This is a genomic window from Methylobacterium dankookense, assembly GCF_902141855.1.
Lineage (GTDB): Bacteria > Pseudomonadota > Alphaproteobacteria > Rhizobiales > Beijerinckiaceae > Methylobacterium > Methylobacterium dankookense.
The window spans coordinates 93218-114107 of the sequence record NZ_CABFVH010000002.1 but is presented as its reverse complement, the minus strand read 5'-3'; the positions used below and the strand labels follow the sequence as shown (position 1 = coordinate 114107).

16 protein-coding genes are annotated in these 20890 nt (G+C 71.9%); 12 read left to right on the top strand and 4 right to left on the bottom strand.

Annotation, left to right across the window (positions count from 1 at the left end; all coding sequences use genetic code 11):
• The first annotated feature begins 168 nt into the window (after window positions 1-168).
• Window positions 169-1929, top strand: a complete 1761-nt coding sequence (locus MTDSW087_RS02660) for a methyl-accepting chemotaxis protein (protein ID WP_144759817.1) — start codon at window positions 169-171, stop codon at window positions 1927-1929.
• A 6-nt stretch (window positions 1930-1935) separates the two neighbouring features.
• Here the strand turns inward: MTDSW087_RS02660 and MTDSW087_RS02655 are convergent, their stop codons facing one another.
• On the bottom strand, window positions 1936-2133 hold the full coding sequence (locus MTDSW087_RS02655) for a hypothetical protein (RefSeq protein ID WP_144759814.1): 198 nt from the start codon (window positions 2131-2133) through the stop codon (window positions 1936-1938).
• Window positions 2134-2477: 344 nt separating this feature from the next.
• Here MTDSW087_RS02655 and MTDSW087_RS02650 point away from each other — a divergent pair, with 344 nt between their 5' ends.
• The 6 genes from MTDSW087_RS02650 (at window position 2478) to MTDSW087_RS02625 (ending at window position 6729) form a co-directional block, all read left to right on the top strand.
• A complete protein-coding gene (locus tag MTDSW087_RS02650) occupies window positions 2478-3161 on the top strand; it encodes a 50S ribosomal protein L25/general stress protein Ctc (RefSeq protein WP_144759811.1) in 684 nt (227 codons plus the stop codon).
• Between the two features lie 98 nt (window positions 3162-3259).
• Window positions 3260-3892, top strand: a complete 633-nt coding sequence (gene pth, locus MTDSW087_RS02645; RefSeq protein WP_144759808.1) for an aminoacyl-tRNA hydrolase — start codon at window positions 3260-3262, stop codon at window positions 3890-3892.
• A gap of 64 nt (window positions 3893-3956) precedes the next feature.
• Window positions 3957-4187 (top strand): hypothetical protein, encoded by a 231-nt coding sequence (locus MTDSW087_RS02640; protein ID WP_144759805.1) that lies wholly within the window; start codon window positions 3957-3959, stop codon window positions 4185-4187.
• The gene (locus MTDSW087_RS02635; protein ID WP_144759802.1) at window positions 4180-4626 is read left to right on the top strand and encodes a PIN domain-containing protein; all 447 of its coding nucleotides are present in this window, start codon (window positions 4180-4182) and stop codon (window positions 4624-4626) included. Before MTDSW087_RS02640 ends, MTDSW087_RS02635 begins: the two co-directional genes overlap by 8 nt.
• 8 nt (window positions 4627-4634) lie before the next feature.
• The gene (gene ychF, locus MTDSW087_RS02630; protein WP_144759799.1) at window positions 4635-5732 is read left to right on the top strand and encodes a redox-regulated ATPase YchF; all 1098 of its coding nucleotides are present in this window, start codon (window positions 4635-4637) and stop codon (window positions 5730-5732) included.
• Window positions 5733-5739: 7 nt separating this feature from the next.
• A complete protein-coding gene (locus MTDSW087_RS02625; protein WP_144759796.1) occupies window positions 5740-6729 on the top strand; it encodes a MaoC family dehydratase in 990 nt (329 codons plus the stop codon).
• 19 nt (window positions 6730-6748) lie between these two features.
• Here the strand turns inward: MTDSW087_RS02625 and mtnA are convergent, their stop codons facing one another.
• Window positions 6749-7846 carry an S-methyl-5-thioribose-1-phosphate isomerase gene (mtnA, locus tag MTDSW087_RS02620; RefSeq protein ID WP_144759793.1) on the bottom strand — a complete coding sequence of 366 codons (1098 nt, stop codon included), beginning with the start codon at window positions 7844-7846 and terminating at the stop codon, window positions 6749-6751.
• 146 nt (window positions 7847-7992) lie between these two features.
• Here mtnA and MTDSW087_RS02615 point away from each other — a divergent pair, with 146 nt between their 5' ends.
• Window positions 7993-10614 carry a DNA translocase FtsK gene (locus MTDSW087_RS02615; RefSeq protein WP_144759790.1) on the top strand — a complete coding sequence of 874 codons (2622 nt, stop codon included), beginning with the start codon at window positions 7993-7995 and terminating at the stop codon, window positions 10612-10614.
• Window positions 10615-10635: 21 nt separating this feature from the next.
• Here MTDSW087_RS02615 and MTDSW087_RS02610 read toward each other — a convergent pair whose 3' ends face one another.
• Window positions 10636-11823, bottom strand: coding sequence for a zinc-binding metallopeptidase family protein (locus tag MTDSW087_RS02610; RefSeq protein ID WP_144759787.1), 1188 nt, complete (start codon window positions 11821-11823; stop codon window positions 10636-10638).
• A gap of 275 nt (window positions 11824-12098) precedes the next feature.
• Here MTDSW087_RS02610 and MTDSW087_RS02605 point away from each other — a divergent pair, with 275 nt between their 5' ends.
• Genes MTDSW087_RS02605 through MTDSW087_RS02595 form a run of 3 tightly spaced genes read left to right on the top strand, consistent with a single transcriptional unit; the run spans window position 12099 to window position 18804 of the window.
• Complete coding sequence (locus MTDSW087_RS02605) at window positions 12099-15368, top strand: transglutaminase family protein (protein WP_144759784.1); 3270 nt, start codon at window positions 12099-12101, stop codon at window positions 15366-15368.
• Window positions 15365-17887, top strand: coding sequence for a circularly permuted type 2 ATP-grasp protein (locus MTDSW087_RS02600; RefSeq protein ID WP_144759781.1), 2523 nt, complete (start codon window positions 15365-15367; stop codon window positions 17885-17887). The genes MTDSW087_RS02605 and MTDSW087_RS02600 overlap by 4 nt, the downstream gene beginning before the upstream one ends.
• Window positions 17884-18804 (top strand): transglutaminase family protein, encoded by a 921-nt coding sequence (locus MTDSW087_RS02595; RefSeq protein WP_144759778.1) that lies wholly within the window; start codon window positions 17884-17886, stop codon window positions 18802-18804. Before MTDSW087_RS02600 ends, MTDSW087_RS02595 begins: the two co-directional genes overlap by 4 nt.
• A gap of 75 nt (window positions 18805-18879) precedes the next feature.
• Here MTDSW087_RS02595 and mntR read toward each other — a convergent pair whose 3' ends face one another.
• Entirely contained in the window at window positions 18880-19341 is a 462-nt protein-coding gene (gene mntR / locus MTDSW087_RS02590; protein WP_144759775.1) for a manganese-binding transcriptional regulator MntR, read from the bottom strand.
• Window positions 19342-19577: 236 nt separating this feature from the next.
• Here mntR and MTDSW087_RS02585 point away from each other — a divergent pair, with 236 nt between their 5' ends.
• Window positions 19578-20879, top strand: coding sequence for an Nramp family divalent metal transporter (locus MTDSW087_RS02585; protein WP_144760220.1), 1302 nt, complete (start codon window positions 19578-19580; stop codon window positions 20877-20879).
• Window positions 20880-20890: the final 11 nt, after the last annotated feature.

The window sequence follows — 20890 nt, the reverse complement described above, 5'->3', positions numbered from 1 at the left end:
CGATCCGGCCCGAACGGACTTGTGGGCCAGTCGAGCGGGCCCGCGCCGAGCATCGGGCCGGGCGATCTACTCGGCAGGCTTCGCCGCCATCATACTTTCGACCGAAGCCGCGTGGGCGGACAGGGCTCTTCAATCGTCCCTTAACGCTGCGATGATCGAATGCAGATCATGCTTCGATCCTATCTCAGCAAGCGCGCGCCCGCGCAGCCCGCCGCGCCCGAGCAGGAGGCGCCGGCTCCCGAGGATGCGGCTGCCGCGGCGTCGGCGGACGAGGCCGCGCGCGGCCCCGGGCCGGGCAGCGCGTCCGTCCTCGACGCGATCGAGACGGATGTGCTTGCCGCGATCGGCTCCGTCGGCGGCTCGATCGCCTCGGCCCGCGGCGAGGTCGGCGCGGTCCAGGCAGGGCTCGCCGAGATGCGCGCCAGGATGGACGGGCTCGCCGGCGCGGCGCGCGAGGCCGCCTCGGCCAGCGCCGCGCTGTCCGACCGGACTCGCGCCCTGTCCGAGACCTCGGGCCGGATCGCCGGAGCGATGCGGCAGGCCGAGAGCCATCTCGACCAGGCCGACAGCCGCGGTGGCGAGGCGCGGGCGCAGATCGAGGCCCTGGCGCTTGCCGGCTCCGAGATTGCGGGCATCATCGACGCCATCGCCGCGGTGGCGCGGCAGACCAACCTGCTGGCGCTCAACGCCACCATCGAGGCGGCCCGGGCGGGGGATGCCGGGCGCGGCTTCGCCGTGGTCGCCGCCGAGGTGAAGGCCCTGTCGGTAGAGACGGCCCGGGCCGCCGAGGAGGTGCGCGCGCGGGTCACGCGGCTGCGCGATGGGGCGGCCGCCTCCGCGACCGCGGTGACGGCACTCGCCGAGGCCATCGACGCGGCGCGTCCCTCCTTCGGCACGGTCCAGGCGATCTCGGGCGAGCAGGCGGGCATCGTCGCACACGTTGTCGGCGAGGCCGCGCGGACGGGCAGCCTCGTCGCCGATGTCGACGGCGCGGCGCAGGCCATCGCCGAGGCCGGGATCGCCCTGGAGGCGCGCGCCGTCGCCACCGAGGCCTCGGCGCGGGAGGCGGCCGATCAGGCCGCGGGGCTCGGGCGCCGCTTCGTCGCGGTGATCCGCCAGAGCGAGATCGGTGATCGGCGCCGTCACGACCGCTTCCCGGTGGAGCTCGCCGTGCGCCTCGGCGACGGACGGCGCAGCCGCAGCGTCGATCTCAGCGCGGGCGGCGTGCTGGTCGAGGCGCCGGAGGGCGCGGCCGTGTCCGCGGGGAGCGCGCTCGGCCTCGACATCGACGGGATCGGCCCGGTGCGGGCGCTGGTGCGGGCGGTGAGCCCGATGGGCCTGCACTGCGCCTTCGAGGACCTGACCGCGACCGCGCGCTCCGGCCTCGACGCGCGCCTCGCCGCCGTCCAGGCCGAGTATGCCCCCCTCGCGGCGAAGGCGCAGGGCCTATCGGGGCGGATCGCCGGACTGATGGAGGAGGCGCTCTCCGCCGGCCGGCTGACCGAGGCGGACCTGTTCGATACGGATTACCGGCCGCTGCCGGGCAGCGACCCGCGCCAGTTCATGACGCGCGCCGTGAAGCCGCTCGTCGGGATGCTGCAGGATCTGCTCGACCGGGAACTCGCTCTCGACAACCGGATGCTGTTCTGCATCGTCGCCGACCGCAACGGCTTCGTGCCGGTGCATAACGGCGCGGTCTCGCAAGCCCAGCGGCCGGGCGACGCGGCCTGGAACGCGGCCAACGCGCGCAACCTGCGCATCTTCGACGACCGAACCGGCATCACCGCCGCGCGCTCGCAGCGGCCGGCGACCGTGCAGGTCTATCGCCGCGAACTCGGCGACCGGGTCGTGATGGTGCGGGAGGTGGATGCGCCGATTCGCGCGGCCGGCCGCCACTGGGGCGCCTGCCGCACGGCCTACCGCTTCTGAGGAACCTCAGGAACCGAACTGCGAGCCGAGCTGCTCCAGATACTCGGCGAGGTCGAGCCCGCCGACGCGCTTGCCGTAATCGAAGCGCTGGCCCTGCCGGATGTCGATGCTGGCGCTGCGGGTCGTCAGGGTGAACGGACGCACGCAGACCCAGGCACCGTCGCTGCGGTGCTCGAAGTAACCGAGAATGTCGTGCTTGCCCATGGCCGTCCCCGGAGCAGAATCCGCCGGGACAACGGCGCTGCCGAGATTTGGTTCACCTCTATTCGTACGCCGCAGCGCACCATACGGCCAAGCCGATGCTGGGTTTCTGACGGCCTTCGCATGCGGCGCGCCGAGGATGTGCGACCACCGAGGCACCCAGACCCGGCCGCCTCGGCGCGCGGCATCCGCGCCCTTCGGTTGCCTTTCCGCGCCGTCCGGTGTAAGCGCGCCCCGCGCCCTTCAGACACCCTTGGAGGCACGGGCGCGCTGGGGAACGGTCGGGCCGTCCGCTTCGGGCGGCCTTTGTCGTTGGCCCAGGCCATCATCACACACAGGATCACGCCATGAGCGCAGTCAAGACGCTTGAGGCCGTGGCACGCGACCGGGTCGGCAAGGGGGCCGCCCGGGCCGTTCGTCGCCAGGGCAAGATTCCCGCCGTCGTCTACGGTGCCGGCCAGCCGCCGGCCTCCATCGCGATCGACCTCATCCGCGCCCGCACCCTGATCTATGCCGGCGGCTTCAAGACCACGGTGTTCGAGATCACCACCGACGGCAAGAAGGTCCGCGCGATCCCGCGCGACTTCCAGCTCGATCCGGTCACCGGCGTGCCGCTGCACGTCGACTTCCTGCGCGTCGTCTCCGGGCAGACCGTCGTGGTCGACGTGCCGGTGCACTTCGTGAACGAGGACAAGGCCCCCGGCATCAAGCAGAAGGGCGGCACCCTCAACATCGCGCTGCACACGCTGCCGATCGACGTGGCCCCCGACCAGATCCCCGACGCGATCGAGATCGACCTCACCGGCCGCCAGATCGGCGACGTGATCCACGCCTCCGACCTGAAGCTGCCCGCCGGCACCTACACGGGCGAGGGCACGGACCCGGTCGCCAACATCGTGCCGCCGACGGTGCTCGGCGCCGAGGTCGAGGCCGAAGAGGCCGCGATCGCCGAGGCGCAGGCCGCCGAGTCCGCCGAGGAGAAGGCCGAGGCCGACGCCGAGACCGCCTCCGAGGAGAAGACCGAGGAGTAATCCGGAGCGGGACCGCCGCGTCCCCTCCGCCCTCGCGATGCCCCGGCCCAAAGCCGGGGCATTTTCACGTGCGTCGAGGCAGGCCAAAGGAGCACGGCATGCGGCTCATCGTCGGCCTGGGGAATCCGGGCCAGCGCTACGCGCGCAACCGGCACAATATCGGCTTCATGGGCGTCGACGAGATCGCCCGCGTGCACCGGGCGAGCCCGTTCCGCCGCCGCTTCCAGGGCGAGGCCGCCGAGGTGGTCCTCGGCTCCGAGCGCGCCATCCTCCTGAAGCCGCAGACCTTCATGAACGAATCCGGCCGCGCGGTGGCCGAGGCGCAGCGCTTCTACAAGATCGCGCTCGCCGACGTGATCGTGCTGCACGACGAGCTCGACCTGCCCCCCGCCAAGCTCCGGGTGAAGCTCGGCGGCGGCAATGCCGGGCATAACGGCCTGCGCTCCATCACCGCCCAATGCGGCAACGACTACCGCCGCGTGCGCCTCGGCATCGGTCATCCGGGCGACAAGGCCCTCGTCCATGCCTACGTGCTCAACGATTTCGCCAAGGCCGAGGAGCCCTGGGTCGAGGATCTCTGCCGGGCGGTCGCCGACCACGCCGCGCTGCTGGCGGCGGGCGACGATCCGGGCTTCCAGAACAAGGTCCATCTCGCCATGGCCGGCCGCGGCTGGGACGAGGTGAAGACGCCCTCCGAGGCCGGCAAGGCCAAAGGACGGGCCGCCCCCTGACCGGGCCTCCTGAATTGACACGAAAACACGAGGACACGATATCGACGGTGATCCGGAGGCGGCGATGAAGAACGTGACCGTGACCATGGACGAGGCGCTGCTGCAGCGCGCGCGCGTGGCGGCGGCGCGGGACGGCAAGAGCCTGTCGAAGTTCGTCGCCGAGGCCGTCGAGCAGCGGGTCGGCCGGCCGATGACGCAGCGCGAGGCGTTGGACCGATTCCTGGCAGGACCGCCGCTCCACGTTCTCGACGAGAACGGCAAGGCACCGACCCGCGACCAGCTCTACGATGACTGACCGGGTCTTCGTCGATACCAACGTCTTCCTCTACGCACGCGACGACCGGTATCCCGAGAAGCAGGCCGTCGCGCGACGCTGGCTCGCGGTTCTCGCCGCGCGGGAGGCCGCCGTCGTCAGCCCGCAGGTTCTCGGAGAGATCCACCATACGCTTCTGCGCGGGAAGGTCGCCGTCAGCCCGAACGAGGCGCGCCGCACCACACGTGCGATCGAGACATGGTCCCACGGCGCGACCGACCTTGAGCTGATCCACGCGGCGTGGTCACTGCGCGAGAAGACCGGCTTCCAGTGGTGGGACTGCGTCATGCTCGGCGCAGCGCTCCGCGCGGGCTGCCGCTACCTCCTCTCCGAGGATTATCAACACGGCCGCGAGGTCGAAGGCATCACGATCCTGGATCCGTTTCGGGTCACCCCCGAAACCATCCTGACGGACCATTAGGACGCATCATGGGCTTCAAATGCGGCATCGTCGGCCTGCCGAACGTCGGCAAGTCGACCCTCTTCAACGCGCTGACGCAGACCGCGGCGGCCCAGGCCGCCAACTACCCGTTCTGCACCATCGAGCCGAATGTCGGCGAGGTGGCGGTGCCGGACGCGCGGCTCGACGCGCTCGCGGGAATCGCGGCCTCGAAGGAGATCATCCCGACGCGGCTGACCTTCGTGGACATCGCCGGCCTCGTGCGCGGCGCCTCGAAGGGGGAGGGGCTCGGCAACCAGTTCCTCGCCAACATCCGTGAGGTCGACGCCATCGCCCACGTGGTGCGCTGCTTCGAGGACGGCGACGTCACCCATGTCGAGGGCAAGGTCGACCCGGCCGCCGACATCGAGACCATCGAGACCGAGCTGATGCTCGCCGATCTCGACAGCCTGGAGCGGCGCGCCCAGGCCCTGGAGAAGAAGGCCAAGGGCTCCGACAAGGAGGCCAAGGAGGCCCTCGACCTCGTCAACCGGGCGCTCCCGCTCCTGCGCGACGGCAAGCCGGCCCGCCTCGTCGAGCGTAAGCCCGAGGAGGAGCGCCTGTTCCAGCAGCTCGGCCTGATGACCGCCAAGCCCGTCCTCTACGTCTGCAACGTGGACGAGGGCGACGCCGACAAGGGCAACGCCCATTCCGACGCGGTGATGGCCCGCGCCAAGGCGGAGGGCGCCAAGGCCGTGGTGGTCTCGGCCAAGATCGAGAGCGAGATCGCGGTGATGGCGCCGGCCGACCAGGCCGAGTTCCTCGAGGCGGTGGGGCTGACCGAGCCCGGCCTCAACCGGGTGATCCGGGCGGGCTACGACCTGCTCGGCCTCATCACCTATTTCACGGTCGGCCCGAAGGAGGCCCGCGCCTGGACGATCACCGACGGCACCCGCGCCCCCGCGGCAGCCGGGGTGATCCATTCCGACTTCGAGAAGGGCTTCATCCGCGCCGAGACCATCGCCTATGCCGACTACGTCGCGCTGAAGGGCGAGACCGGCGCGCGCGACGCCGGCAAGCTGCGGCTGGAGGGCAAGGAGTACCGCGTGCAGGACGGCGACGTGCTGCACTTCCGCTTCGCCAACTGAGGCGCCGATGCCCGGCCCCTGCTTCGAGGACTTCAAGCCCGGCGACCGCTTCGTCAGCGACGCGATCACCGTGAGCCGGGACGAGATCGTCGCCTTCGCGCGGGCATTCGATCCGCAGCCCTTCCACCTCGACGAGGCGGCGGCGCGGGCGACCTTCGTCGGCCGGCTCATCGCCTCGGGCTGGCAGACGGCCGCGTTCGGCATGCGGCTGCTGCAGGCCGGCGTGTTCCGCGGGGGCTCGTCGCTCGGCTCGCCCGGCATCGAGGAGCTGCGCTGGATGCTCCCCGTCCTGCCGGGCGACAGCCTCGTCCTCACGACGACGGTGGAGGATTGCCGCGGCTCGGGCTCGAAGCCGGGCCTCGGCTTCGTGCGCTTCGCCGCGAAGATGGAGAACGGCGCCGGCCAGACCGTGATGACGCAGGGCTTCACGGTGATGTTCCCGCGGCGCGGCGTCGAGCCGCCGCCGCCCCGGCCGGTGGCGTTGGCGACGCCCGAGCCGCAGCCGGAACCGGATGATTTCGAGATCCTCCCCTTCCTCGGCGTGGCCGAGATCGGCCGCACCCGGGACCTCGGATCCTACACCTTCACCGCGGAGGAGATCATCGCCTTCGCGCGCCTCTACGACCCGCAAGCTTTCCACCTCGACCCGGAGGCCGCGGCGCGCTCGCATTTCGGCGGGCTCTGCGCCTCCGGCTGGCATACGGCCGCCGCCTACATGAAGCGGCTGATGGCGACCCGCGCCCGCGACCTCGCCTACACCGCCGCCCGCGGCCCGGTGCCGATGTTCGGCTCCTCGCCGGGCTTCCGGAAGATGCGCTGGCTCAAGCCCGTCTATGCGGGCGACACCATCGGCTACCGCACGGTGCTGACCGACCGCCGCGCCTCGTCCTCGCGTCCGGGCTGGGGCCTCGCCTTCGCCCGCAACACCGGCACGAACCAGCACGGCGAGGCGGTGTTCCGGTTCGATTCGACGGTGTTCTGCCAGTGGGAGCCCTGAGGGGCCCTGCGCCTGGGCCTCACGCCGCCCGGCGCCGCTCCGGGTAGAGGCCGAGCAGGCCCTCGGGCGAGGCCTCGCACACGCCGCGCTCGGTGATGATGCCGGTGACGAGGCGGGCCGGGGTCACGTCGAAGGCGGGGTTGGCCACGGGGCTTCCCGGCGAGACCACCTCGACGGTGGCGAAGCCGCCATCGGCCAGCCGCCCGGTGAGATGCGTGACCTCGCGCCCGTCGCGCTCCTCGATCGGGATCTCGGCGACGCCGTCCGACAGCGTCCAGTCGATCGTAGAGAAGGGGAGGGCGGCGTAGAACGGCACCCGGTTGTCCGAGGCCGCGAGCGCCTTCAGGTAGGTGCCGATCTTGTTGCAGACGTCGCCCGAGGCCGTGGTGCGGTCCGAGCCGACGATGCAGACGTCGATGCCGCCATGCTGCATCAGGTGGCCGCCGGCATTGTCGGCGATCACCGTGTGGGGCACGCCGTGCCCGTTCAGCTCGAAGGCGGTGAGCGCCGCGCCCTGGTTCCGCGGCCGGGTCTCGTCCACGTAGACGTGGAGATCGACGCCCATCTCGTGCGCCATGTAGATCGGCGCCAGGGCCGTGCCCCAGTCGACGGTGGCGAGCCAGCCGGCATTGCAATGGGTCAGCACGTTGATCCGGCGGCCCTTCGCCTGCGCGATCTCGGCGAGCAGCCGGCCGCCATGCTCGCCGATCGCCTTGCAGCTCGCCACATCCTCCTCGGCGATGCGGCCGGCCTCGGCGAAGGCGGCGTCGAATCGCTCCGGGGCGGGGAGGGGGCGCAGCTGCGCGGCGACATGGTCGAGCGCCCAACGCAGGTTGATCGCGGTGGGGCGCGTGGCCGCCAGCGTCTCGACGGCGCGGGCGAGCCCGGCATCGGAGGGGTCGGCGCGCAGGGCGAGCGCCAGGCCGTAGGCGGCGGTGACGCCGATCAGCGGCGCGCCGCGCACGATCATGGTGCGGATCGCCACCGCCGCGTCGTCGAGGCTCGCGAGGCGCCGCATCTCGAAGGCGAAGGGCAGGCGGGTCTGGTCGATCACCTGCACGGAGACGCCGTCGGCATCCGGCACGATGGTACGGTGGTGGCGGCCGTCGATCTTCATGCGCACCGCTCTGCCACAAGGGCTCCCGGATTGCACGCGCGCGGCGGATTCGAAGGTGCCGGTTGAGCCTTCCTCAACCTTAGCCCCCCGTTAACGGCTCGCCCGTAGCGTTTCCGGCAGAGTACCCCTCACGCGTCCGGTTCCGCATGCGCTCGCTCCGCCGCTCCGCGTCGCCCTTCGACACCGTCGTGGATACGGTGCGCCCGTTCCTGGCGCGCCGGCTGACGGAGTTCGGCGGCCTCCTTCTGTTCACGGGCGCCATCGCGCTCACCGTGGCTCTGGCGACGTGGTCGATCGACGATCCGAGCCTCAACCACGCCACCGACCATGGCGCCCACAACGTGCTCGGCCAGGCCGGCGCGGTGGTGGCGGATCTCGCCATGCAGATCCTCGGCCTCGGCTCGCTCGCCCTGGTGCTGCCGCCCGCCCTCTGGGGCGTGCGCCTGATGCGCGAGCGCGACCTGCCGCGCGGCGGCCTGCGCATCGCCCTCTGGATCATCGGATTCTGCGCCGCGAGCGCGGTGGCGAGCGCCCTGCCGCCGACCACGCGCTGGCCGCTGCCGACCGGCCTCGGCGGCGTCGCCGGCGACGCGCTGCTCTCGCTCGCCCGCACCATCGTCGGCGCCATCGCCGGGCCCGCCGCCGCGCTCGTCGGCTTCGTCTACGGGGCGGTGGCGATCCTCGCCATCACCGGGGCCTGCCGCGCCGGCCTCGGCCATGAGGAGGACGAGGAGGCGGAGGAGATCGATCACGCGCCCGCCGCACGGCGGCCCGCCTACCGCTCCGAGGAGCGCGACGCGGCCGGCGAGCCGGGCCTCGGCCTCGTCGGCCTCGGCGCCATCGCCCAGGCCGTCATGCGCGGTCGCGCGGCCCTGGGCGAGACCGTCGACAGCTGGAAGGCGCAACGCTCCGGGGGGCTCGCCTATGCCGGCGCCTCGCCGACGCTTGCCGCGCGCCGGGCCTTCTCGGACGACGACCTGCCCTGGGCCGAGCACCTGCCGGCGCAGGGGTCGAGGCCCCCGGCCCGCCGCGAGCCGGCCTTCGATGCGGAGGCGCCCCGTCCCGCCCCGCGGGCGAAGCCGGTCCCCGCCTATGCCGATGACGATCCGGACGAGGAGGGTGAGCCGGACGCCCCGCGCTCGCGCGTCGCGCCGCCTGCCGCCGCACCGATCCCCGCGCGCCGCGCGCCGGCCCCGCCGCCGCGGGATCCGGAGGATTACGAGCTGCCGCCGCTCGGCGTGCTCGCGGAGCCGCGCGGCCCCTCGGCCGCGAGCCTCGTCTCGGCGGATGCGCTGGAGCAGAACGCGACGCTGCTCGAAGCCACCCTCGGCGATTTCGGCGTGCGCGGCGACATCCTGGCGGTGCGCCCCGGCCCCGTCGTCACCCTCTACGAGCTGGAGCCGGCGCCCGGCACCAAGTCGAGCCGGGTGATCTCGCTCGCCGACGACATCGCGCGTTCGATGTCGGCCGTCTCCGCCCGCGTCGCGGTCGTGCCCGGCCGCAACGCCATCGGCATCGAATTGCCGAACGTGCGCCGCGAGACGGTCTATCTGCGCGAGCTGCTGGCCTCTGCCGATTTCGTCGAGACCAAGCACAAGCTGGCTTTGTGCCTCGGCAAGAACATCGGCGGCGAGCCGATCATCGCCGACCTCGCCCGCATGCCCCACCTGCTGGTGGCCGGCACCACCGGCTCGGGCAAGTCGGTCGCCATCAACACCATGATCCTCTCGCTCCTCTACCGGCTGAAGCCCGAGGAGTGCCGCCTGATCATGGTCGATCCCAAGATGCTGGAGCTGTCCGTCTATGACGGCATCCCGCACCTGCTCTCCCCCGTCGTCACCGACCCGAAGAAGGCGGTCATCGCCCTCAAATGGGCCGTGCGCGAGATGGAGGAGCGCTACAAGAAGATGTCCAAGATCGCCGTCAGAAACATCGACGGCTACAACGCCCGCGTGCAGGAGGCGCAGGATCGCGGCGAGGTGCTGACGCGGACCGTCCAGACCGGGTTCGACCGGCAGACCGGCGAGGCGATGTACGAGGACGAGGCGATGGACCTGTCGCCTCTGCCCTACATCGTGATCGTGGTCGATGAGATGGCCGACCTGATGATGGTGGCCGGCAAGGACATCGAGGGGGCGATCCAGCGGCTCGCCCAGATGGCGCGCGCGGCCGGCATCCACCTGATCATGGCGACGCAGCGTCCCTCGGTGGACGTCATCACCGGCACGATCAAGGCGAACTTCCCGACCCGGATCAGCTTCCAGGTGACGAGCAAGATCGACTCGCGCACCATCCTCGGCGAGATGGGCGCGGAGCAGCTGCTCGGCCAGGGCGACATGCTGTTCATGGCGGGCGGCGGGCGGACCACGCGCGTGCACGGCCCGTTCTGCTCGGATGCCGAGGTCGAGAGCGTCGTCGCTCACCTCAAGCGCCAGGGCCGGCCCGCCTATCTCGATGCCGTCACCGCCGACGAGGACGAGGCTCCGGCCAAGGGGGCTAAGGGCGGCGCGAACGATCTCGAGATCGACGGCGCGGTCTTCGACCAGGGCGCCTTCGGCGAGACGGGGGGCGACCTCTACGAGCAGGCGGTTCAGGTGGTGCTGCGCGACCAGAAGGCCTCGACCAGCTACATCCAGCGCCGCCTGCAGATCGGCTACAACCGCGCCGCCTCGCTGATGGAGCGCATGGAGGTCGAGGGCATCGTCGGCCCGGCCAACCATGCCGGCAAGCGCGAGATCCTGGTCGAGACCGAAGGGCAGGGGATGTGAGGGGCGGCTCGCGCCCGCCGATCACACCGTCGGCGCCGCCACCTTCTGCCGCAGCCCGGTGATCACGGCCTTGAGGATGTCGAGGCCGGTCTCGTCGCCGCCCTGGACCGGCACGTCGCTGCGCACGGCATAGATCAGCTCGTGCACGAAGGCGAGCTTGGCGATCACGGCCGGCGTCAGCGTGAAGGGATAGAGCGCGCTCTGGCCCATGCTGCGCGAGAGCGAGTTGATCGCGTAGGTGAGGGGAAGCCAGGCCTCGATCAGCCGGTCGAGGTCGGCCGTCTTGTAGGGGTCGAAGTCGATCACCACTGGCTCGGAGGAACCGCGGCGCAGGCGCGGGCGCAGGTGCAGCTCGAAGGTCGAGGCGGTCTCCACCGTGTCGACGATGTGCAGGTAGTGGGCGAAGGTCTCGGCGAAATCCTCCCAGGGATGGCTGGTGGCGTAGGTCGAGACGAAGGAGTCCTCCCAGTTCGCGGGCGCGCCGTTGGCGTAGTGGGCCTGGAGGGCGCTCGCGTAATCCGCGCTCTCGTCGCCGAACAGGGCGCGGAAGCGCTCCAGGTTCGGGCCGTTCAGCACGAGCAGGTACCAGAAGTAATGCCCGATCTCGTGCCGGAAGTGGCCGAGCAGCGTCCGGTAATGCTCGCCGAACAGCATCCGGCGCCGCTCGCGCTCCACGTCGTCGGCCTCGGCGATGTTCATGGTGATGAGGCCGTTGATGTGGCCCGTCATCACTGGCGGCCCGCCGATATAGGTCTCGGAGGGGTCGACCAGGAAGTCGAAGGCGAGCCCGTCCGTGTACTGCGCCCGGGTCGCGAGCGGCAGTTCGAGGCGCAGCAGCGAGTAGAACAGCCGGTGCTTGGCCGTCTCGATCTGGCGCCAGCGCGTGAGGTTCCAGGGGATGGTCAGGTCCGGCACCACCCGGTTGTGGCGGCAGGTGACGCAGAAGACCTCCGGCTGATCGTCCGGCACCAGCCAGTTGCAGGCCCCGTGCGCCGCGTTGGCGCAGAAGCGGTAGCGGCGGCCGGGATGAGCATAGGCGTGGAAGACCGGGCTCCCGGCGAGGTTCGGCTGGGCCGAGGTGCCGACCGGCTCCAGGGCCGAGACCTCGTGCCGGTCGCAGACATAGCCGAGGCGCCGCTCGCAGCTCTCGCAGGCGGTGGCCTCGAAGGTCACCGGCTGGTCGCAGGCCTGGCACTGGAAGATCTTCATGGCCGGTTCCGTCGGCGGTCCCGTCGCCGAACCCTTGATCGTGGGCCGCGCGGCCGCGATGGGCAAGCCGCCGCGCCGGTGCCCGTCCCCGCGTAATCCGGTCTTGACCGGCAAGGTTCCCTTCTTTCCTAACCGGCTAACAGGAACCCCGCCCGCCGCCCGCGCGGGCCGCATGGAAATTGCTTGGGACCGGCCCACTGCGCCATACCCTGTGTCGCAGACTCAGCCAGAGCCTGCCGCGGCGTCGGCGTCCGACCTTCAAGACGAGAGTGCCCGTGTCGATCAAAGCAGCCCTGCACCACGTCACCCACTACCGTTACGACAGGCCGATCAGCCTCGGGCCGCAGGTGATCCGCCTGCGCCCGGCGCCCCATGCGCGGGTGAAGATCCCGGCCTACGCCCTCAAGGTGACGCCGCAGAACCACTTCCTGAACTGGCAGCAGGATCCGAACGGCAACTGGCTCGCGCGGCTCGTCTTCCCGGAGAAGACGGACGAGCTGAAGATCGAGATCGATCTCACCGCCGACATGGCGGTGATCAACCCGTTCGACTTCTTCGTGGAGGACTACGCCCAGGAGCTGCCCTTCGCCTACGAGCCGGACCTCCAGGGCCAGCTCGCGCCCTACCTCGTCCTCGACGAGGCGCAGGGACCCGAGCTCGACGCCTTCCTGGCCGCCCTGCCGGGGAAGACGCAGGAGACGAACACCGTCCGCTTCCTCGTCGCGCTGAATCAGGTCGTCGCCAACGAGATCGCCTACGGCGTCCGCATGGAGCCGGGCGTGCAGACGGCGGCCGAGACCCTGACCCTCAAGGGCGGCTCCTGCCGCGACTCGGCCTGGCTGATGGTGCAGATCCTGCGCCGGCTCGGGCTCGCCGCCCGCTTCACCTCCGGCTACCTGATCCAGCTCGTGCCCGACACCACGGCGGTGGACGGGCCGGAGGGCACCAAGACCGACTTCACCGATCTCCATGCCTGGGCCGAGGTCTACCTGCCCGGCGCCGGCTGGGTCGGGCTCGACGCCACCTCGGGCCTGCTCTGCGGCGAGGGCCACATCCCGCTGGCCTCGACGCCCCATTACCGCTCCGCCGCCCCGATCTCGGGCCTCTCCGAGCCGGCCAAGACCGAGTTCGGCTTCGATATGGGGGTGACCCGCGTCGCCGAGACCGCGCGCATCACCAAGCCCTATTCCGACGCCGTCTGGTCCGAGATGGACGCGCTCGGGGACCGCATCGACGCGGACCTCGCCGCGCAGGACGTGCGCCTCACCATGGGCGGCGAGCCGACCTTCGTCTCGGTGGACGATTTCGAGCATCCCGAGTGGAACACCGCCGCGGTCGGCCCGACCAAGCGGGACCTCGCCGACCAGCTGATCCGCCGCCTGCGCGACCGCTTCGGGCCCGGCGGCTTCCTGCATTACGGCCAGGGCAAGTGGTATCCGGGCGAGAGCCTGCCGCGCTGGGCTTTCGGCCTGTACTGGCGCCGCGACGGCAAGCCGATCTGGAACGACGCCGCGCTGATCGCCCCCGAGGGCGGCACGGGCGCCACCATCACCCAGGCGCGCGCGCTGATCGAGACCCTGGCCGAGCGGCTGGGCTTGCGCCACTACGTCGTCCCGGCCTTCGAGGATTCCGAGTACTGGGAGAAGGAGCGCGAGCGGCTGCCGGTCAACGTCACGCCGATCCGGCCCGAGAGCGGCTCGGTGGAGTACGACGCCCGCATCGCCCGCGTGTTCAAGCGCGGCTTCGGCGAGCCCGCCGGCTACGTCCTGCCGCTGGCGAGCCTGCCCCGCGGCGGCGATGCCGACCGGGTCTGGATCTCCGAGAGCTGGCAGTTCCGCCGCGGCCACGCCTTCCTGGTGCCGGGCGACTCGCCGGTGGGCTTCCGCCTGCCGCTGGCGCAACTGCCCCACGTGCCGCCGGACAGCTACCCCTATTACCAGCCGCAGGACCCGCTGGAGGCGCGCGCCGACCTGCCCGAGGCCGCCGACCGGGCCCCGGTGCCGAACGGCGCCGGCATCGCGGGCGTCGCCGTGCGCACGGCGCTCGCCGTCGAGCCGCGCGACGGGGTGCTGCGGGTGTTCATGCCGCCGCTCCAGCGCGTGGACGAGTATCTCGAGCTCGTCGGCCATCTGGAGGCGGCTGCGGCGCAATGCGGCCAGCCGATCCATATCGAGGGTTACGAGCCGCCCTACGACCCGCGCGTCAGCGTCATCAAGGTCACCCCCGATCCCGGCGTGATCGAGGTGAACGTGCACCCGGCCGCCTCCTGGCGGGAGGCGGTGGACATCACCGCCGGCCTCTACACGGAGGCGCGCCAGACCCGGCTCGGCGCCGAGAAGTTCATGACCGACGGTCGCCATACCGGCACGGGCGGCGGCAACCACGTGGTGGTGGGCGGCGCCACCCCCGACGATTCGCCCTTCCTGCGGCGCCCCGACCTGCTCAAGAGCCTCGTGCTCTACTGGCAGCGCCACCCCTCGCTCTCGTACCTGTTCTCCGGCCTCTATATCGGCCCGACGAGCCAGGCCCCGCGCATGGACGAGGCCCGCCATGACGGGCTCTACGAGCTGGAGGTGGCGCTCAATCAGGTGCCCGCCCCCGACCAGCCCAACATCCCGCGCTGGCTCGTCGACCGGATCTTCCGCAACATCCTCGTGGACGTCACCGGCAACACCCACCGGGCCGAGATCTGCATCGACAAGCTCTACTCGCCGGACGGGCCGACCGGCCGCCTCGGCCTCGTGGAGTTCCGCGCCTTCGAGATGCCGCCGGACGCGCGGATGAGCCTCGCGCAGCAGCTCCTGCTGCGCGCGCTCATCGCCTGGTTCTGGCGCGAGCCGCAGGCGGGAACCTGTGTCCGCTGGGGCACGGGGCTGCACGATCGCTTCATGCTGCCGCATTTCCTCTGGGCCGACTTCGCCGGCGTGCTGGATGATCTCGCCCGGGCCGGCTACGCTTTCGACCCTCTCGCTTTCGAGGCGCAGAGCCAGTTCCGCTTCCCCGTCTTCGGGCGGGTGGAGCATGGCGGCGTGCATCTCGAGCTGCGGCAGGCGCTGGAGCCGTGGCACGTGCTCGGCGAGGAGGGATCGAGCGGAGGGACCGTGCGCTTCGTCGACAGCTCCGTCGAGCGCCTGCAGGTGAAGGTGAACGGCTTCGTGCCGGGTCGCCACGTCATCGCCTGCAACGGCCGCCGCCTGCCGATGACCGGCACCGGCACCGCGGGCGAGGCGGTCGCCGGCCTGCGCTTCAAGGCGTGGCAGCCGGCCTCGTCGCTGCACCCGACGATTCCCGCCCACTCGCCGCTCACCTTCGACATCCTCGATGCCTGGAGCGGGCGCTCGCTCGGCGGCTGCCGCTACCACGTCGCCCATCCGGGCGGGCGCAACTACGAGACCCATCCGGTCAACGCCTACGAGGCGGAGGGGCGCCGCCTCGCCCGGTTCCAGGCGCACGGCCACACGCCGGGCCGGGTCGCGATGCCGCGCGAGGAGGGGAATCCCGAATTCCCGCTCACCCTCGACCTGCGAACGCCCGGGCCGCAATGACGCCGTCCGGGGACCTTGGTGAGGCGGCGGGGAGCGCTGAGCGCCTCGCCCGCTGGACTGCCGGGTACAGCCCCCTGCCGGGGCGGCCCGACGCCTATCTCGCCCCCGACGGGTCCCCGAGCGGCGCCTGGCCGCGCCTGCTCGACCGGCTCGGCCGCCTGAGCGAGCCGGAGATGATGGCCCGCTTCGTCTCGGCGGAGCGGCACATCCGCGATGCGGGCATCTCCTTCCGCGTCTACGGCGACCAGCGCGAGCATGCCTGGCCGCTCGGCTCCCTGCCCCTCGTCATCGAGGCGGCGGAATGGCGCTCCCTCAGCGAGGGGCTGATCCAGCGCGCCGAGCTGATGGAGAGGATCCTCGCCGACGTCTACGGGCCGGGCGACCTCGTGACGGGCGGCTTCCTCCCCGCCGCCCTGGTGGCGGGCTCGCCCGAGTTCCTGCGCCCGCTCCATGGCCTCCAGCCGCCCGGCGGGCGCTTCCTCAAGCTCTACGCCGCCGACATCGCCCGCGGGCCCGACGGGCGCTGGCAGGTGCTGGCCGACCGCACCCAGGCGCCCTCCGGCATGGGCTGGGCGCTGGAGAACCGGATGGTGCTGGCCCGCACCTTCCCCGACTTCTTCGACGAGCTGCGCGTCGAGCGCTTCCCCGCCTTCTTCCAGGCCTTCCGCGAGGGGCTGGCGGCAGGCGCCGAGCGGGCGGATCCGCGCATCTGCCTGCTCACCTCGGGGCCCTATTCGAGCACCTATGTCGAGCAGGCCGCGCTCGCCCGCTATCTCGGCCTGCTCCTCGTCGAGGGCGACGACCTCGTCATGCAGGACGGGCGGCTGCACGTGCGCACCGTCTCCGGGCTCAAGCGCGCCGACGCCCTCTGGCGGCGGATCGACGCCGACTATCTCGACCCGCTGGAATTGAACCCGGCCTCCCGGCTCGGCGTGCCGGGCCTTCTGGAGGCCCTGCGCAACGGCAGCCTCGTGATGTGCAACATCCCGGGCTCGGGCCTGTGCGAATCGGGCGCGCTCGGCGCCTACCTGCCGGGCATCGCCCGGCGCCTGCTCGGGGAGGAGCTGACGCTCGCAGGCCCCCCGACCTGGTGGTGCGGCGACCCGGACGGGCTCGCCCATGTCCGCGACAACCTCGATGCGCTGACCCTGCGCCCGGCGGCGACGCCCCAGCGCGGCGCGGCGCGCGACGCCATCCTCGGGCCCCACGCCCTCGCAGCCGACCGCGAGCGCACGGTGGCGGCCCTGCGCGACCGGCCCTTCGACTATGTCGGCCAGGCGCTCGGGCCGCTCTCGACCATGCCGAGCTGGGAGCGCACCGGCTCCGGCCTGCGCCTCGTGCCGCGCCCCTTCGTGCTCCGGGTCTTCGCCGCGCGCACCCCCTCCGGCTGGCAGGTGATGCCGGGCGGCTTCTGCCGGGTCTCCGACCACGAGAATCTCGACCCGACCGAGCTGCGCCTCGGCATCCGTTCGGCCGACGTCTGGGTGCTGTCCGAGACCCCGGTCGACGGCGCGAACCTCGTGCAGAGCCGCGTGCCGCGGGTGCGCCGCATCCCCGGGCACCTGCCCTCGCGCGCCGCCGACGGCCTGTTCTGGTTCGGCCGCTACGCCGAGCGCGCGGAGGCCGTGATCCGCCTCGTGATCGCGCATCTGCGCAGCATCGGCGACGCGGTCGCCACCGACATCCGCGGCGGCCCGCATGGCCCGACCGCCGAGCGCATCCGCACGCTCCTCACCGAATGGGGGGCGGCGAGCGCGGTGGGCCTGCCGACCGCCGCCCTCGCCCAGGAGGCGCTGACCGGCCGCGAGGTCCGCGGCTCCGCCCGCGCCCATATCGAATCGGCCCGCCGCAACGCCGCGATGCTGCGCAACCGCCTCTCCGGCGAGGCCTGGCGCGTGCTCGCCGACCTCGTGGAGCTGCTCTCCCTCGATCCCGGCCGCGCCTTCACCGAATCGCAGCTCCTCGGTCGGGCCGAGCGGGCGCTGAGCCACCTCTCCGCCCTGTCCGGCCTCTCCCAGGAGAATCTCAACCGGGCGGCGGGCTGGCACTTCGTCGATCTCGGCCGGCGCATCGAGCGGGCGATCAACACCTGCGACTTCGCCCTCGCCTTGGCCCATGACGAGGCCGGCCCCGAGAGCCTCGGCGTGATGCTGGCTTTGTGCGATTCGCAGATCAGCTACGGCGCCCGCTACCTCGAGGGGGTCGCCCTCGACCCCGTGCGCGACCTCGTCCTGCTCGACCCCTACAACCCGCGCTCCATCGCCTTCCAGGCGGAGGCGATCGCGCGGCACCTGTCGGAACTGCCGGCGCTCTCGGCGGACGGGGTGCCCGAGCCGCAATGCCGCCTCGCCGCGCGCATCGTCGCGGAGTTCCGGGCGAGCGAGGCGGCCGATTTCGACGCGGTCGGCATGGTGCGGATGGAGGCGGAGCTGGAGCGGCTGGCCGATTCGATCGCTGCCCGCTACTTCGCGCGCGGACCCGAGGCCATGCGGCCCCAGAAGCTTGCGGGGCTCGGGTGATCTACACGCTGCGCCACCGCACCACCTACCGCTACGGCCGGCCCGTGCGCTTCGCGAGCTGCTCGCTGCGCCTGCGCCCGCGCGACGGCGACGGGCAGAGCGTTTTGTCGAGCGCGGTGACGATCACCCCGAGCCCGGCCTCGGCGGTGACCCGGCGCGACTTCTTCGGCATCGAGGCGGTGGGTATCACCGTGGACGTGCCCCATACCGAGTTCGGCGTCGAGGCGCTCTCCCGGGTCGAGGTCGCGCGGCCCGAGCCGCCCCACCCGGAATCAGGGCCCGCCTGGGACGAGGTCCGCGACGCGGTGGTGGCCTCCCGCGACCTCGGCGCCGACGCGCCGATCCACTTCCTGTTCCCGAGCGCCCGGGTGCCCCTGGTCCCCGAGGTGACGGATTATGCCCGCGCGAGCTTCGGCGCCGGCCGCAGCGCCTACGGGGCAGCCTTCGACCTGATGCGCCGCATCCGCGCCGATTTCCGCTTCGACGCGCGGGCGACGAACGTTCACACGCCGCTGGCGGAAGCCTTCGCCCTGAAGGCCGGCGTCTGCCAGGACTTCGCCCACGTGATGATCGCGGGCCTGCGCGGCATGGGCCTGCCGGCGGCCTATGTCAGCGGATATCTGCGCACCACGCCGCCCCCCGGCCGGCCGCGCCTGCGCGGGGCCGATGCCAGCCACGCCTGGGTCGCGGTCTGGTGCGGGAATGCCTGGCTCGGACTCGATCCCACCAACGACGTGGCCGTGCGCGACGACCACATCGTCGTCGCCCGCGGCCGCGACTACGGCGACGTCGCCCCCATCGACGGCATCGTCGCCGGCTCGGGGCGGCAGAAGCTCAAGGTCGAGGTCGACGTGATCCCGGACGGCGAGGACGAGGGCGTCGAGCCCGAGGAGATGGCGCTGGCGCCCGCGGAGTGAGGCCGCTCATGCCCGGTTGCCCCCGCGCAGTCGCGCGGGCGGACGGCCGTGAATCGGCGTCATCGCCGCCTGGTTTCAGGCCCCCGCGCGCCCCTCGGCGAATTGCCGGAACGCCTCCAGCGTCTCGCCGCTCACGTGGTGCTCGATGCCTTCCGCATCGCGGCGCGCGATCTCCGGGCTGACGCCCAGCGCGCAGAGGAAGCGCTCCACGATGCGGTGGCGCTCGCGCGCCTGCGCCGCCAGGATCTGCCCGGCCTCGGTGAGGAAGACGCCGCGATAGGGCCGCTGCTGCACCAGCCCGTCCTCGGACAGCCGCTTCAGCATCTTGGCCACCGTCGGCTGCGCCACCCCGAGGCGGGCCGCGATGTCCACCTGGCGCGCCTCGCCGCCATCGCCGATCAGGTCGGCGATCAGCTCGACGTAGTCCTCCGCGAGTTCCGAGCGCCGGGCCTCACGGGCCTGCCGGAAGCTCTCGACGTGGACCTCCGGGTCGACGAGGTGGTCTTCCGCGGCTGCGGTCGGTCGGCGAGCCTGCATCGGTCGGGGCACCTCGGATGGGCGTGCGGGGGCGTTTTGCCGACCTTCTACCCCAGGTGCGCGCCACTCGGGAGCCCCCGCGGCCGCGGACCGCGCCGCGGCGGGGGATTTCGCAGCGCGGTATTTAGCTGTTCACAAGCGTTATAGCATAAGCTATATTTCTGGGACCCACCCTCCAGAGCCGAACGAGCGCCGTGAACGTCATCCCTCGCGACACCGCCTGGCGCCTCGGCCGGATGCAGGACGAGCCGAGCCTCGGCGCGCTGAACGGCAGCGTGGCGGTGCAGGCCAGCGGCTCCTGGCTGCGCCGGCTGATGGGCTTCGTCGGTCCCGGCTACATGGTGGCCGTCGGCTACATGGACCCCGGCAACTGGGCGACCGACATCGCGGGCGGGGCGCAGTTCGGCTACACGCTGCTCGCCGTCATCCTGATCTCGAACCTGATGGCGATCGTGCTGCAGGCGCTGAGCGCCCGGCTCGGCATCGCCACCGGCCGCGACCTCGCCCAGGCCTGCCGCGACGCCTATTCCCGGCCGGTCGGCCTCGCACTCTGGCTCGCCTGCGAGGCGGCGATCATCGCCTGCGACCTTGCCGAGGTGATCGGGACGGCGATCGCCCTGAAGCTGCTGTTCGGCATCCCCCTGACGCTCGGCGCGGTGATCACCGCCCTCGACGTGCTGGTCGTGCTGCTGCTGCTGCGCCGCGGCTTCCGCGCGCTGGAGGCCTTCGTGATCGGCCTGCTCACCGTGATCTTCGTCTGCTTCGCGGCGCAGATCGCGCTGGCCGCGCCCCCGGTCCAGGCGGTGCTCGGCGGCTTCATCCCCTCGCGCGAGATCGTGACGAACCCGGCCGCCCTCTACATCGCCATCGGCATCATCGGGGCCACCGTGATGCCGCACAACCTCTACCTGCACTCGGCCATCGTGCAGACCCGGGCCTATCCGCGCGACCTCGAAGGGCGGCGGGCGGCGCTCCGCTTCGCCGTCACCGATTCCACGGTGGCGCTGATGCTGGCGCTCTTCGTCAACGCCGCGATCCTGATCCTGGCGGCCTCGGTGTTCCACGCGGGCGGGCGCACCGACGTGGAGGAGATCGAGCAGGCCTACGAGCTGCTCTCGCCGCTGCTCGGCGCAGGCATCGCCTCGACGCTGTTCGCGGTGGCGCTGCTCGCCTCCGGCCTCAACTCGACGGTGACGGCGACGCTCGCCGGCCAGATCGTGATGGAAGGCTTCCTGCGCCTGCGCCTGCCGAACTGGGCGCGCCGCCTCGTCACCCGCGGCATCGCCATCGTGCCCGTGGTCGTCGTCACCGCCCTCTACGGCGATGCCGGCACGGCGAGGCTCCTCGTGCTGAGCCAGGTGGTGCTGTCGATGCAGCTGCCCTTCGCGGTGATCCCGCTGGTGCGCTTCGTCTCCGACCCGGCCAAGATGGGCGCCCTGGTGGTGCCCGGCTGGCTCAAATGGCTGTCCTGGGCCATCGCCGGGCTGATCGTGGCGCTGAACGTGAAGCTGCTCGCCGACACGGTGATGGGCGCATAGGCGCCCCACTG

Bases quoted from the DNA above. Each gene is read 5' to 3' on its own strand.
- mntR (WP_144759775.1), bottom strand. From the start codon at position 19,341: ATGCAGGCTCGCCGACCGACCGCAGCCGCGGAAGACCACCTCGTCGAC.
- MTDSW087_RS02655 (WP_144759814.1), bottom strand. From the start codon at position 2,133: ATGGGCAAGCACGACATTCTCGGTTACTTCGAGCACCGCAGCGACGGT.
- MTDSW087_RS02615 (WP_144759790.1), top strand. From the start codon at position 7,993: ATGCGCTCGCTCCGCCGCTCCGCGTCGCCCTTCGACACCGTCGTGGAT.
- mtnA (WP_144759793.1), bottom strand. From the start codon at position 7,846: ATGAAGATCGACGGCCGCCACCACCGTACCATCGTGCCGGATGCCGAC.
- MTDSW087_RS02635 (WP_144759802.1), top strand. From the start codon at position 4,180: ATGACTGACCGGGTCTTCGTCGATACCAACGTCTTCCTCTACGCACGC.
- MTDSW087_RS02625 (WP_144759796.1), top strand. From the start codon at position 5,740: ATGCCCGGCCCCTGCTTCGAGGACTTCAAGCCCGGCGACCGCTTCGTC.
- MTDSW087_RS02610 (WP_144759787.1), bottom strand. From the start codon at position 11,823: ATGAAGATCTTCCAGTGCCAGGCCTGCGACCAGCCGGTGACCTTCGAG.
- ychF (WP_144759799.1), top strand. From the start codon at position 4,635: ATGGGCTTCAAATGCGGCATCGTCGGCCTGCCGAACGTCGGCAAGTCG.
- MTDSW087_RS02660 (WP_144759817.1), top strand. From the start codon at position 169: ATGCTTCGATCCTATCTCAGCAAGCGCGCGCCCGCGCAGCCCGCCGCG.
- pth (WP_144759808.1), top strand. From the start codon at position 3,260: ATGCGGCTCATCGTCGGCCTGGGGAATCCGGGCCAGCGCTACGCGCGC.
- MTDSW087_RS02640 (WP_144759805.1), top strand. From the start codon at position 3,957: ATGAAGAACGTGACCGTGACCATGGACGAGGCGCTGCTGCAGCGCGCG.
- MTDSW087_RS02650 (WP_144759811.1), top strand. From the start codon at position 2,478: ATGAGCGCAGTCAAGACGCTTGAGGCCGTGGCACGCGACCGGGTCGGC.
- MTDSW087_RS02585 (WP_144760220.1), top strand. From the start codon at position 19,578: ATGCAGGACGAGCCGAGCCTCGGCGCGCTGAACGGCAGCGTGGCGGTG.
- MTDSW087_RS02600 (WP_144759781.1), top strand. From the start codon at position 15,365: ATGACGCCGTCCGGGGACCTTGGTGAGGCGGCGGGGAGCGCTGAGCGC.